Source organism: Ruegeria meonggei (assembly GCF_900172215.1).
GTDB lineage: Bacteria > Pseudomonadota > Alphaproteobacteria > Rhodobacterales > Rhodobacteraceae > Ruegeria > Ruegeria meonggei.
The window spans coordinates 190,244-202,799 of record NZ_FWFP01000001.1 but is presented as its reverse complement, the minus strand read 5'-3'; the positions used below and the strand labels follow the sequence as shown (position 1 = coordinate 202,799).

Below are 12,556 nucleotides of genomic sequence, written 5' to 3'. Positions count from 1 at the left end.
GCCAACTCGTTCTCCCCCGATCCTGCCGGAATTTTTTCGGCACTCTACTGCAATTAGCGGGCGGGGAAAACTGCTATCTGGTCAACCCGCGCAGCGCGGGCTAGGTCTTGGGGAACAGTTTTTGAGGAGTTTGCAATGAGCAGTCTTGTACCGATCGAATTTCAGGCCTTTGACATGGACGCCATGGCGCTGGCCGAAGGGCGCGTGGTCATCATCCTTACGTCCGAAGGTAAGATGAGCCCCGCCGTGCGTCGCGCAAATCGTCTGACCCGCGGTGCCGTGGCGCGGCTGGTGGAAAGCGAACGCTTTGCAAAAGTGAAATCGGGTAACGTGATCTCGCTGGCGTGGCCTGCCGGTATGGCGGCTGAAGCGCTGGATATCCTGATCCTGCCACGCCGTCCCGATCACGATGAGGCACGCAAAGCCGGGGCTGCGCTGGCCAAGCTGGCCGGGGGCAAGCCTATGCTGGTGATGGCTGGCAATCAGGTCCGCTCTGATGAACTGGCCCTGGGCATCGCGTTGCGCAGCTATGATTTTGTTGCGCACAAGACCAAAGAATCGGATGCGGCCGGAACAATCACTATCAGCCACCAGAAAGCTGACGAGGTTGCAGCTGATTTCGCGCCGAAATATGCCGTCGCCGATGGCGTGAGAATGACCCGCGATCTGACCAACGAACCTGCCAACGTCTTGACCACTACGGAATTTGCTGACCGTCTGGCCGAGATGCAAGAATTGGGGCTCGAGGTTGAAGTATTGGAAGAGGGCAAGCTGGCCGAACTGGGCATGCGCACGCTGCTGAGCGTCGGGCAGGGCTCGGTCAGCCCTTCCAAGGTGGTGGTGATGCAATGGAACGGCGGCGACAAGGATGACGCGCCGCTGGCTCTGGTTGGTAAGGGGGTTGTGTTTGATACTGGGGGTATCTCGCTCAAGCCTGCTGGCGGCATGGAAGACATGACCATGGATATGGGCGGCGCAGGCGTGGTCGCGGGCACGATGCGCGCCCTGGCCAAACGCAAGGCTAAGGCCAACGTCGTTGGCCTGGTTGGTCTGGTCGAGAACATGCCCTCGGGCAACGCGACCCGACCGGGCGATGTGGTGACCTCAATGAAGGGAGACACGGTCGAGATCATAAACACCGATGCCGAAGGTCGATTGGTTCTGTGCGACGTGATGTGGTACACGCAAGAGCGGTTCAAACCAGTAGGCATGATCGATCTGGCGACCCTGACCGGAGCGGTCATTATCGGGCTGGGCCATGAAAATGCCGGTGTGTTTTCGAACAATGACACCTTTTGCGATGCGTTCCTGAAATCCGCCAAGGCCGAGGATGAAGGCGCGTGGCGGCTGCCGCTGGGCGAAGCTTACGACAAACAGCTGAAATCGCGCATTGCTGATATGAAGAACGTGGGCGGACGGCCAGCGGGCTCGATCACCGCCGCGCAGTTCCTGCAACGATTCGTTAAAGAGGAAACGCCGTGGATTCATCTGGATATCGCGGGTGTCGCTTCGGTGTCTTCGGAAACTTCATATGCGCCCAAAGGGGCCACCGGCTGGGGCGTACGCGCGTTGAACCGTCTGGTGCAGGACAATTTCGAGTAAGCAGATGGGGGCCGTCTATTTCTATCACCTGACCCGTCAGCCGTTAGAGCAGACCCTGCCGGTTTTGCTGGACAAGGCGCGGAAGGCCGGGTGGGAGATCGCCGTGCGAGGCACAGATCCCGCACGGATGGACTGGCTGGACGAAAAACTGTGGCTGAGCCCCGAGGACGGGTTCCTGCCGCATGGCCGAGCAGGCGGGCCGCATGATGCGGCCCAGCCGATCCTGCTGACGACCGAGGCGCATTCCGCCAATGATCCGGCCTGTGTCATGGGTGTGGATGGTGCTGCGATCGACCCTGACGAGGTGGCAGCGCTGGAACGGGTGTGTATCTTGTTTGACGGCAATGACAGCGAGGCTGTTCAATATGCGCGAGGGCAGTGGAAAACGCTGACCGACGCAGGATGCACAGCGCAATATTGGTCCGAGGAATCGGGCCGTTGGGAAAAGAAGGCCGAGGCATAGGCCCAGGACCTTCAAAGACACTACCGGGAGAGCGACAGATGGAGATGAAGCCTTTGGGCCGCACGGGCATCATGGTGACGGATCTGTGCCTTGGCACGATGACCTTTGGCACCCAGACATCAGAGATGGACGCGCACCAGCAGATGGATATGGCGCTGGAGGCCGGGATCAACTTTGTCGACGCTGCCGAGATGTATCCGGTGAACCCGATCTCTAAGGAAACTGTCGGGCGGACCGAAGAAATTTTAGGCAACTGGAATGCTGCCAACCCAGCGCGCCGGGGCGATTACATTCTGGCCACCAAGCATTCGGGCGCGGGATTTGCCCATGCTCGTGACGGCGCGCCGATTTCGGCGCAGACGATCCCTGTGGCCATCGAGGGATCGTTGCGGCGACTGCAGACGGACTGCATCGACCTGTATCAATTCCACTGGCCAAACCGGGGCAGTTACATGTTCCGGCAGAACTGGAACTATGCGCCGTCCGGCCACAACACGAGTGACGTGCTGGACAATATGCAAGAGTGCCTGAGCGCGCTGCAGCAACAGGTCGACAAAGGCAACATTCGCACCTTTGGTCTGTCCAACGAGAGCGCCTGGGGCACTGCGCAATGGCTACGGATAGCCGAGCAGATGGGCGCGGCGCGGGTGGCCTCGGTGCAGAACGAATATTCACTGATGTGTCGCCATTTCGATACGGATATGGCCGAATTGAGTGTGCATGAGGATGTTGGGCTGATGGCTTTTTCGCCTCTGGCCTCCGGGTTGTTGACCGGCAAGTATCAGGGAGGTGCAGTGCCCGAGGGATCGCGGATGTCACTGGTGCCCGAGATGGGCGGCAGACATCGCAGCAGGGCTTTTGAGGCAGTGGCGGCCTATCTGGAGGTTGCTGACAAGCACGGGCTGGACCCTGTTCATATGGCGCTGGCCTGGTGCCGGGCCCGACCGTTCATGATGTCGGCTATTTTTGGTGCCACAACCGTGGCGCAGCTTGCCCATATTCTTGAGGGTAAGGACTTGCAGCTGTCCGATGAGGTTTTCAGCGCGATCAGTGAAGCGCACCGCGCGCATCCGATGCCGTTTTAGGGGGCTCTGCCCCCGTCTCCGCTCGCGGAGTCTCCCCCGGGATATTTTTGGCCAGATGAAGCGGATCCGGTCAGTGATGGGTAGGTAGCGTGCGGTCCTGGCGCAGGTCGCGGGCAGAAAGTCCATGTGCTGTGCGGAAGGCGCGTGCAAAGCTGGATTGTGATCCGAACCCTGTGGCCAGGGCCACATCCATCAGAGAAATGTCGGTGTCGGTGACCAGCCGTCGGGCCTCGGCCAGACGCAGTTGCAAATAGTGATCCTGCGGCGTGGTATTCAGGCGAAGGCGGAATTGCTGCTGTAGGGTGCGCGGGCTGGTGCCCAATGTGTCGGCGATATCGGCAAGCGGCAGCGGGTCATCCAGTGAGGATTGCATCAGCGTGTTTGCCTTGGCAGTCAAGGCGGTGTGACGATGCGGGACGCCCGTGCGGCTTTGTGGTTTTGTGGGTTCCGGGGCGCCGTCGTACAGGAACAAGCCCGAAACACGGGCAGCGAACCCTGCGCCGTGGCGCGCGGCAATGATGTGTAGCATCATCTCAACCGCTGGGATCGCGCCTCCGGATGTCAGGCGGTTTTCTGAGACGGTGAATCGGTCGGGGCGCACATCGACATCGGGAAAGCGGGTGGCGAAATTGTCGAGGTCTTCCCAATGGGTAGTTGCGGCGTGACCGTTCAGAAGCCCGGCCTCGGCCAGCAGCCAGGGACCACCATCAATGCCAGCCATTGTTGCACCGGTACCGGCAATGCGGCGCAAGCCCGCCAGAAGGCTGGGCGTGGCATGGCGGGCCAGTTGAAACCCGGCCACTACAATCATCAAATCGCAGCTCTGTAGGCGGGCCAGCGGGATGCCCGGTACAGTCAGAGCGCTGGTCAGCGATGCTGGATTTGCGGTGGCGGTGACGTAATCCCAATCAAAGGCCGGCCGATCCGCCAACCGATTGGCTGCGCGCATTGGATCAACGGCGGACGCAAAGCTAAGCGTGTTGCATTCGTCCAGCACAAGAACGGCCGTTTTCAGGGCGCGATGTTCGGGTTGCAGTATGTTTTTTGCGGATTTCATCAAGTTCGATTCGCATTCTGACAAGAGTTTCCCCAAAGCTGCGTCAGACTCGGGAGTGAAAGCAAATCGGAATCCGTGGAGAAGCCTGGGGAAAACTTGGGCGTAACCGGGTATATCTTGGGGAGAACATCATGCCGCTGGAAATGAACCGTGAGGTCTTTATCACCTGCGCCGTCACAGGCTCGGGCGGAACGCAGGATCGCAGCCCGCATGTGCCGCGCTCACCGCAGCAAATTGCCGACAGTGCGATCGCTGCGGCCAAGGCCGGGGCAGCGGTGGTGCACTGCCACGTGCGCGACCCCGAGACAGGTGCGCCATCGCGCGATCTGGCGCTGTATCGCGAAGTGACCGACCGTATTCGCGACGCCGAAGTCGATGCTGTGCTGAACCTGACAGCCGGGATGGGCGGCGACATGGTGTTTGGCAGCATTGAAAACCCGCTTCCCCTGGCTCAGGCGGGGACCGATTTGGTGGGCGCAAGCGAGCGGGTCGCGCATATCGCCGAATGCCTGCCTGAGATATGCACGCTGGACTGTGGCACGATGAATTTTGCCGAGGCGGACTATGTCATGACCAACACCCCCGGCGCGCTGCGGGCGATGGGGCAAATGATGACCGATCTGGGCGTGAAGCCCGAAATTGAGGCCTTTGACACCGGCCATCTGTGGTTCGCCAAGCAATTGGTGAAAGAGGGGATTCTGGAACCCAACGCCTTGGTCCAGCTTTGCATGGGTGTGCCGTGGGGCGCGCCGGACGATCTGAATACCTTCATGGCGATGGTGAACAACGTACCCGACGATTGGACATTCAGCGCGTTCTCGCTGGGCCGGAACGAGATGGCTTATGTGGCAGCGTCGGTTTTGGCGGGCGGCAACGTGCGGGTTGGTCTTGAAGACAACCTCTGGCTGGATAAAGGCGTGCTGGCCGAGAACTGGCAACTGGTCGAACGGGCAGGAAGCATTATTGAGAATATGGGCGCACGGGTGATTGGACCGGCAGAAGTGCGTGAGAAGCTGGGGCTGGTGAAGCGGGCGCCAATGGCGAAGTAGTGCATCGAGGAAATCGAGGTGACAAAACAATCGCTGAGGTTTAACGACGCGGCCATGACTGTATTGTTCTTCCTATCGTTTTTTGTCGCATCGATGCTTGCCGCGACCGCGTATCTGCAATCCGATTCCTCTTGGTGGACAGGGTTGACCGGGGCTTTGGTATTGATCGTTTTGGGTTTTCTAGGCGTTTTTCTGGTGCCTGAAATTGAGGTGACCGGATATACCTCTCCGGTTGTTTTCTTAGTGATCGGTGTTTGGTGGTGTGCGGGGATTATCGGACTCGGGAGCGCCTCGGCGCTTGTTTTGCGCCGTTTCCGAAGCGCGGGTCAGGTTGCTGGAATCGTCTTTCTGGGCGGTTGGATTCTGACATTCCTTTGGTTCCTGACCTGAGGATCAAAACGAATGGAAAAACGACATGTTAAAAACAGCTGCAATCATCGGCGGTGGCGTAATCGGCGGCGGATGGGCCGCGCGATTCCTGCTGAACGGGTGGGATGTTCGGGTGTTCGACCCGGACCCCGAGGCCGCGCGTAAGATTGGTGAGGTTCTGGACAATGCGCGCCGGTCGCTGCCAGGGCTGAGTGATATGCCTTTGCCGCCCGAGGGGGGCTTGAGTTTTCACGATGACATCTCGGACGCTGTGCACGGCGCGACCTGGATTCAAGAAAGCGTGCCGGAACGGCGGGACCTGAAGATTAAGGTTTACAAAGGCTTGCAAGAGGCCTGTTCGCCGGATGCGATCATCGGGTCTTCGACCAGCGGGTTCAAGCCCTCTGAGTTGCAAGAGGGCGCGCTGCGCCCGGAACAGATCGTGGTGACGCACCCGTTCAACCCGGTCTACCTGCTGCCGTTGATCGAACTGGTGCCAACTCCAGCCAACCCGCCCCAGCTGGTCGAGCGGGCCAAGGCCCTGTTGACCTCGGTCGGGTTCTTCCCGTTGCATGTGAAGAAAGAGATCGACGCGCATATTGCCGACCGGTTTCTGGAGGCCGTCTGGCGCGAGGCGCTGTGGCTGGTCAAGGACGGCGTCGCCACAACCGAAGAGATCGACGAGGCCATCCGCATGGGCTTTGGCATCCGCTGGGCGCAGATGGGTCTTTTTGAGACCTACCGCGTGGCAGGGGGCGAGGCCGGGATGCGGCATTTCATGGCGCAGTTTGGCCCGGCTTTGAAATGGCCATGGACCAAGCTGATGGATGTGCCAGAGTTCACCGATGAGTTGGTGGACATGATTGCGGATCAGTCGGACGCGCAATCGGGCATGCATTCGATCCGGGATCTGGAACGCATCCGAGACAACAACCTTGTGGGCATGATGCGCGCGCTCAAGGCGCGGGACTGGGGCGCAGGCGCCGTGCTGAACCAGCATGACGCGGCGCTGAAACCCGGGGCTTTGCCGACAATGGAGCAGGCCGATCTGAGCCAGCCTATTCTGACCGTTGCACGTGCGGTGCCGCTCGATTGGACCGACTATAACGGCCACATGAACGAGGCACGATATCTTGAGGCCTTCGCCGCTGCGACTGACAGGTTCATGGAAATCATGGGCTGTGACGCAGACTATATCGCTTCGGGCGGCAGCTATTTCACCGCGGAAAATCACATCCGTTACATCGACGAGGTGAAAGCAGGCGCGAAGATCGAAATCCGCACACAGATGCTGTTGGGGCAGGGCAAGAAATTGCACGTGTTCCACAGCATGTACGAGGGGGACAAGCTACTGGCCACCGGTGAGAGCTTTTTGCTGCATGTCAGTCTTGAGACGCGACGCCCCAGCGCACCTTCGGCAGACATCGAGGCCGCGATGGCTCGAATTGCAGAGGCGCAAGCAAACTTGCCCTATCCCCAAGGTGCCGGTGCGGCCATTCGGAAACCAGCATGAGCGCCCGCGTTCTGATCACGGCAGGCGCGTCGGGTGTTGGTCGTGCGATGGCCGAGGCGTTCGACGCGGCCGGGGCGCAGGTTTGGGTGGCGGATGTCGACCACGCCGCGCTGGCCAATTGTCCGGCGCATTGGAACCGATCCCAGGTCAACGTGGCGGACGAAGCAGCCGTAGCAGGCTTGTTTGCCGACATCGAAGCCGCGTGGGGCGGCTTGGACACGCTCTGCGCAAATGCAGGCGTTGCGGGGCCAACGGCTCTGATCGAAGACGTGGCGCTGGGGGATTGGCGTGCGTGTCTGTCGGTCAATCTGGAAGGAGCATTTTTATGCGCAAAACATGCCGCGCCGATCCTGAAACGCCAACGCAGCGGCGCGGTGGTGATCACATCGTCAACAGCCGGGCAATACGGCTACCCGAACCGCGCGCCGTATGCGGCGGCTAAATGGGGCATGGTCGGGCTGGGCAAGACCCTCGCGATGGAACTGGGTCCACACGGCGTGCGCTGCAATGTCATCTGCCCCGGTGCGGTCGAAGGCCCTCGGATGGAAGGTGTTTTGGAACGCGAGGCGTCGGCCAAGGGCATGACCCGCGATCAGGTCTATGCGGGCTATGCCGCGGGTACCTCGATGGGGCGGTTTGTCGAAGGCCATGACATCGCAAACATGGCTGTGTTCCTTGCCTCGGATGCGGCAAGGCTGGTGTCGGGGCAGGTGATTGCTGTTGACGGGCACACGGTGAACCCCGACCCAAAAATTTAAGCGGCCTCAGCCCTGGTTTGGCCCACGGATTTGGCGGATAGTTTGGCGAACAGACTGCCAGTCTTTTGCCTGCCGCGTGTTTCCTGCGGCCTCGCATTCGCGCATTTTCTGAGCGGCTTCCGCCTCGGCCCGGTCACCATGAGCGGAATAAAGGGCCCGTGCATATTGAGCGGTTTGTATTGCGTCCATTCCAGTCGTCCTCCGTCTGTGATCGGAATACCCGAAGGTTCGCGCTGGATGACGATAGCACAGGATTTGTCTCGGCGCATCACCCGGTGCGGGAAATCGCCGCCCGCAAACGTTCGAGGTGGTTGGGAAAGTCGCGGGCAGTTACATCAGCTTCGCGCACTAACGTGTCAAAATGACGGGTAAAAGTTTCTATGCGATCGCGGTCACGAAAGGCCATGTAGTGGCTGCCAGCATAGAAAACACAAAGTAAGGGGCCAAAGATCGTAACAGGCGCAGAATACAGCCGTTTTGCGTCAAACAGATAGACGCGCATGCGAGGATACAACTGATCGGACAGCGACAGCAGGTGGTCGATCTGGTCCAGCCGGGTCTGCAGCTTTAGCCCCTCATAATACCCGGTGCCGTAAGCAAAGCTGTAAATCTCATATAGCGGCATGGCGATTTCATAATCGGATTGCGCGCTGCGCATCCATGTCAGGCGGTCGGCCGAGGCACCGATAGCCTGATCCGCTGTCCGCCCAAGATGCGGGGCGTATTCCCATTCCAGCACGGCGCGGGTTTTCAGCATGTCCGGTAAAGTCGCCGGAACGTAACGGATTTTATAGCCCGCGGCCTCTTGGTGCCATTCGAAAATGCGCTCATCCACCAACGCACGAGGGGCCTCTGTCACAGTCAGAGACCCTGCCAGCAATTCGGCGGCGCTTTCTGGCCGGTCCGAGAGGCTGAGCAACCAATCGGCAGACACGCCGAGCGCCGCAGCGCAGCTGCCAACCACATGCGCATTCGGCAAGCGCGCGCCTGCATCGGTCAGCAGTTGCGACACGGTCGAACGGTCCACGCCGATACGACGGGCCAGCGCGCTTTGGCTGATGTGCTGGTCCTCCATGGCCCGTGCAAGGCGCAGGCGAAACTGGGCCGCGCGGTCCCGTTTGTCGATTTTATTCTCCATGTGTTTTGAAATATCACAGATGATGAGTTTTGTTAATCATATTCAGAATTTTCAACAGATGCTGCGGCCCGTAATTTGAAAGACATAACAATAATATGGGTGACGGAATGGAAACACGGCGCAGATCAGTCGTGAAAGCTGTGGTGTGGAATGTCATGGGCCTGATGGTCATGACCCTGATTGGGGTGCTGGCCACCGGATCGGCTGCGATTGGTGGAACACTGGCTGTTGTGAACGCGGCCATCGGACTGACCCTCTACGTGATTTACGAACGCATTTGGGCCGGTATCACATGGGGTCGCAATGTCTGAGCGTGCGACACCAGAATGGGGCACCTTCGCTCTGATCCTAGCCTGCTATGGTGTGTGGTTGGCGGTTATCTTCTTTCTGCCGCTCTGGCTGGCTATTCCGGCGATGGGGGTCGTTGCGGCAATGCATTCGTCGCTTACGCATGAAGCCCTGCACGGGCATCCGTTCCGTGCGACATGGCTGAACGAGGCGCTAATGGCGCTGCCTCTGACCTTGTTTATCCCCTATGAACGGTTCCGGGACCTGCATCTGGCTCATCACCGGGATGCCACCTTGACCGATCCCTATGACGACCCGGAATCGAACTATCTGGACCCACAGGTCTGGGGCAGGCTAGGCGCGTGGCAAAAGTGGATGTTGGGTCTTAACAACACGTTGCTGGGGCGGATTGTACTGGGCCCGGCCATTGGACAGTTTCTGTTCCTGCGGGACGAGTTGCGCGGTGCCCGACGCGGAGATCGTGCAATCCTGCGGGCCTGGGCTTTGCACGTGCCGGGCGTCGCTGCTGTGTGTTGGATCGTTTCCATGTCCGCGATGCCAATATGGGCCTATGTATTGGCTGCTTATCTCGGATTGGGGTTGGTCAAAATCCGCACCTTTCTAGAGCACCGGGCGCATGATAAATCCCGTGCTCGGACGGTGATTGTCGAAGATCGCGGTCCGCTGGCTTTTTTGTTTTTAAACAACAACCTGCACGTCGTTCACCATATGAACCCCAGCGCACCGTGGTACAGGCTGCCAGCGCTGTACCGGCAGGGCAAGGATCGGTATCTGGCCAGCAATGAGGCCTATGTCTATCGCTCTTACGGTCAGATTTTCCGCGCCTATTTCTGGCGCGCCAAGGACCCGGTGGTGCATCCACTCTGGCCAAAGGGTTGATTTAGCCACACAAAGGGCGGCATGAGTTTATGGATTCCCGTCACCCTAGCTGCCGCCGCATTTCAAACCGTGCGGTTCATGCTGCAAAAATCGCTCAGCTCGGTAAAGCTGAGCGCGGCAGGTGCTACTTTTGCGCGCTTTGCCTATTCGATGCCACTGGCGGTTCTTGGGCTTGGGGTCGCGGTGCAGATGAACGGGTTCAGCCTGCCGCCTCTGACAGGGTTGTTTTGGCTTTATGCAATCATTGGCGGCAGTTCCCAGATTTTGGCGACGATCTGCGTGGTCGCCCTGTTTAAACAGCGCAACTTTGCCGTCGGGATCACCTTTAAGAAAACCGAAGTGATTCAGACCGCCATCGTAGGCTTTCTGGTTCTGGGGGATCAGGTGTCGTCTGGCGCGTTGGTGGCGATCTTTCTGGGGTTGACTGCCGTGCTGCTGCTGTCCAAATCCCCCGGAGGCGACGGTGTCTGGTGGCAACACCTGACCAATCCTGCCTCGCGTCTTGGGCTGGGCTCGGGGGTGCTGTTCGCGTTTTCCTCGGTCAGCTATCGTGGCGCCACGTTGGAGCTGGGTGATATCGACGCCTGGTTCCGCGCCTTGGTCACACTGGCCGTGGTGGTGTCGTTCCAATTTCTGAGCATGGGGATTTGGTTGCTGTGGCGCGACCGGGTCGAGCTGCGCGCGGTGTGGGACACACGCAAAACCGGCATCTTTGTAGGGCTGACCAGCCTGTGCGGATCATTCTGCTGGTTCTTGGCCTTCACTTTACAGAACGCGGCTTATGTCAAGGCGTTGGGGCAGGTCGAGCTGATCTTCAGCCTGTTCGCCTCAATCTTGTTTTTCCGCGAAACCATCACCCGGCGAGAGATCGCCGGGATGGCATTGCTTGGCACTTCGATACTGGCGTTGGTGCTGTCGATTTAGCCGGTGCGGCGTTCATCAAAGCTGAGTGCAATAAAGCTGGGCAGGTGATCACCCATGCCCACAACCGCAGGGCCACGGTCTTCTCTGCGTCCTCGGCCTCTGGGCTCTTTGTCTTTGGTGCGGTCGCTTCTTTTACTGTCGGTCTTCTTGCCTTCAGTCGTCTTCGCTTCCACAGGTTTAGGCTTTTTCTCGGGCTTCGGCGCTTCGGCCTTGGGTTCATCCTTTAGTGGATTCTCCAGACGCGGAATTTCCTTCTGGATCAGCTTTTCAATCGCATCCAGTGCCTTTTCATCGCGACCCGAACAGATCGTAATGGCCTTACCCTCGCGTCCTGCGCGACCGGTGCGGCCGATACGATGGACGTAATCTTCGGGGTGTCCGGGGACGTCGAAATTAATCACATGGCTGACCGACGGCACATCCAATCCGCGCGCGGCCACATCCGAGGCCACCAGCAGGCGCAGCGACCCGTCGCGGAATCCATCCAGCGTCTTCGTGCGCTGCGATTGATCCAGATCGCCATGGATGGCAGCGGCATCATAGCCATATTTCTTAAGTGATTTCGCGCAAATATCTACATCCGTCTTTCGGTTGCAGAAGATGATTGCGTTGGTGCATTTTTCACCCTCAGAATCTATCAGCGCGCGAAGTACATTACGTTTCTGGCTCGCCTCGCGGTCGCGACGGCCACCTTTGAACATGATGACGCCTTGTTCGATGGTCTCGGACGCCGTTGCCTGCCGGGCAACTTCAACCCGGGCAGGGGCAGATAGGAACGTGTCGGTGATCCGTTCAATCTCGGACGCCATGGTGGCCGAGAAAAACAGGGTCTGGCGGGTAAAGGGCGTCAGCGAAAAGATGCGCTCGATATCAGGGATGAATCCCATATCCAACATCCGGTCGGCTTCGTCCACCACCATGATCTGTACACCGGTCAGCAGCAGCTTGCCCCGCTCGAAATGGTCCAGCAAACGGCCCGGAGTAGCGATCAGCACGTCGACGCCCCGGTCGATCAGTGCATCCTGTTCCTTGAAACTGACGCCACCAATCAGCAGTGCTTTGGTCAGTTTCAAGTGCTTGGAATAGGTGTCGAAGTTTTCGGCCACCTGTGCGGCCAGCTCTCGCGTCGGGCACAGCACCAAAGAGCGCGGCATCCGCGCACGAGCGCGGCCACGGGCCAGCATGGTGATCATGGGCAGCGTGAAGCTGGCGGTCTTGCCAGTGCCTGTCTGGGCGATTCCCAGTACATCACGACCTTCCAGCGCAGGTGGAATCGCGCCTTCCTGGATCGGGGTCGGAGTTTCGTATCCGGCTTCCTCAATGGCTTTGAGGACCTTCGGGTTCAGGTTCAGTTCAGTAAATTTTGTCATGTATGTCCGGTTCATGCGGACACTAGACCTGGCCCGCGCG

Annotated in this window: 14 protein-coding genes; 10 read left to right on the top strand and 4 right to left on the bottom strand. The window is 59.2% G+C overall.

All coding sequences use genetic code 11. The features are described from left to right. Positions 1–135: 135 nt before the first annotated feature. Genes RUM8411_RS00980 through RUM8411_RS00970 form a run of 3 tightly spaced genes read left to right on the top strand, consistent with a single transcriptional unit; the run spans position 136 to position 3,150 of the window. Positions 136–1,602: a leucyl aminopeptidase gene (locus tag RUM8411_RS00980; RefSeq protein ID WP_085820774.1), complete on the top strand. Its 1,467-nt coding sequence runs from the start codon at positions 136–138 to the stop codon at positions 1,600–1,602. A gap of 4 nt (positions 1,603–1,606) precedes the next feature. Further along, entirely contained in the window at positions 1,607–2,065 is a 459-nt protein-coding gene (locus RUM8411_RS00975) for a DNA polymerase III subunit chi (protein ID WP_085820773.1), read from the top strand. Positions 2,066–2,103: 38 nt separating this feature from the next. Then, positions 2,104–3,150: an aldo/keto reductase gene (locus RUM8411_RS00970; RefSeq protein WP_085820772.1), complete on the top strand. Its 1,047-nt coding sequence runs from the start codon at positions 2,104–2,106 to the stop codon at positions 3,148–3,150. Positions 3,151–3,220: 70 nt separating this feature from the next. Here RUM8411_RS00970 and RUM8411_RS00965 read toward each other — a convergent pair whose 3' ends face one another. Further along, on the bottom strand, positions 3,221–4,207 hold the full coding sequence (locus RUM8411_RS00965; protein ID WP_085820771.1) for a GlxA family transcriptional regulator: 987 nt from the start codon (positions 4,205–4,207) through the stop codon (positions 3,221–3,223). Positions 4,208–4,338: 131 nt separating this feature from the next. Here RUM8411_RS00965 and bcoG point away from each other — a divergent pair, with 131 nt between their 5' ends. From bcoG to RUM8411_RS00945, 4 genes are read left to right on the top strand one after another with little or no spacing between them, the layout of a single operon-like run. Beyond that, the gene (bcoG, locus tag RUM8411_RS00960) at positions 4,339–5,256 is read left to right on the top strand and encodes a 3-dehydrocarnitine:acetyl-CoA trimethylamine transferase BcoG (RefSeq protein WP_085820770.1); all 918 of its coding nucleotides are present in this window, start codon (positions 4,339–4,341) and stop codon (positions 5,254–5,256) included. Between the two features lie 18 nt (positions 5,257–5,274). After that, the gene (locus tag RUM8411_RS00955; protein ID WP_085820769.1) at positions 5,275–5,646 is read left to right on the top strand and encodes a hypothetical protein; all 372 of its coding nucleotides are present in this window, start codon (positions 5,275–5,277) and stop codon (positions 5,644–5,646) included. Between the two features lie 25 nt (positions 5,647–5,671). Then, positions 5,672–7,138, top strand: coding sequence for a carnitine 3-dehydrogenase (locus tag RUM8411_RS00950; protein ID WP_085820768.1), 1,467 nt, complete (start codon positions 5,672–5,674; stop codon positions 7,136–7,138). After that, complete coding sequence (locus tag RUM8411_RS00945) at positions 7,135–7,896, top strand: SDR family oxidoreductase (RefSeq protein WP_085820767.1); 762 nt, start codon at positions 7,135–7,137, stop codon at positions 7,894–7,896. The genes RUM8411_RS00950 and RUM8411_RS00945 overlap by 4 nt, the downstream gene beginning before the upstream one ends. 6 nt (positions 7,897–7,902) lie before the next feature. Here RUM8411_RS00945 and RUM8411_RS00940 read toward each other — a convergent pair whose 3' ends face one another. Together RUM8411_RS00940 and RUM8411_RS00935 are read right to left on the bottom strand one after the other, a co-directional pair. Next, positions 7,903–8,085, bottom strand: a complete 183-nt coding sequence (locus RUM8411_RS00940) for a hypothetical protein (protein ID WP_085820766.1) — start codon at positions 8,083–8,085, stop codon at positions 7,903–7,905. A gap of 79 nt (positions 8,086–8,164) precedes the next feature. After that, a complete protein-coding gene (locus tag RUM8411_RS00935) occupies positions 8,165–9,034 on the bottom strand; it encodes a helix-turn-helix domain-containing protein (RefSeq protein WP_085820765.1) in 870 nt (289 codons plus the stop codon). Between the two features lie 107 nt (positions 9,035–9,141). Between RUM8411_RS00935 and RUM8411_RS00930 the strand changes: the two genes are divergently transcribed. Genes RUM8411_RS00930 through RUM8411_RS00920 form a run of 3 tightly spaced genes read left to right on the top strand, consistent with a single transcriptional unit; the run spans position 9,142 to position 11,146 of the window. Beyond that, complete coding sequence (locus RUM8411_RS00930; protein ID WP_085821066.1) at positions 9,142–9,345, top strand: DUF2061 domain-containing protein; 204 nt, start codon at positions 9,142–9,144, stop codon at positions 9,343–9,345. After that, complete coding sequence (locus RUM8411_RS00925; RefSeq protein ID WP_085820764.1) at positions 9,338–10,222, top strand: fatty acid desaturase; 885 nt, start codon at positions 9,338–9,340, stop codon at positions 10,220–10,222. Before RUM8411_RS00930 ends, RUM8411_RS00925 begins: the two co-directional genes overlap by 8 nt. Positions 10,223–10,243: 21 nt before the next feature. Next, entirely contained in the window at positions 10,244–11,146 is a 903-nt protein-coding gene (locus RUM8411_RS00920; protein WP_085820763.1) for an EamA family transporter, read from the top strand. Here RUM8411_RS00920 and RUM8411_RS00915 read toward each other — a convergent pair. Next, positions 11,143–12,516, bottom strand: coding sequence for a DEAD/DEAH box helicase (locus tag RUM8411_RS00915; protein ID WP_200818517.1), 1,374 nt, complete (start codon positions 12,514–12,516; stop codon positions 11,143–11,145). The two genes, RUM8411_RS00920 and RUM8411_RS00915, sit on opposite strands and share 4 nt — an antisense overlap. Positions 12,517–12,556 lie beyond the last annotated feature (40 nt).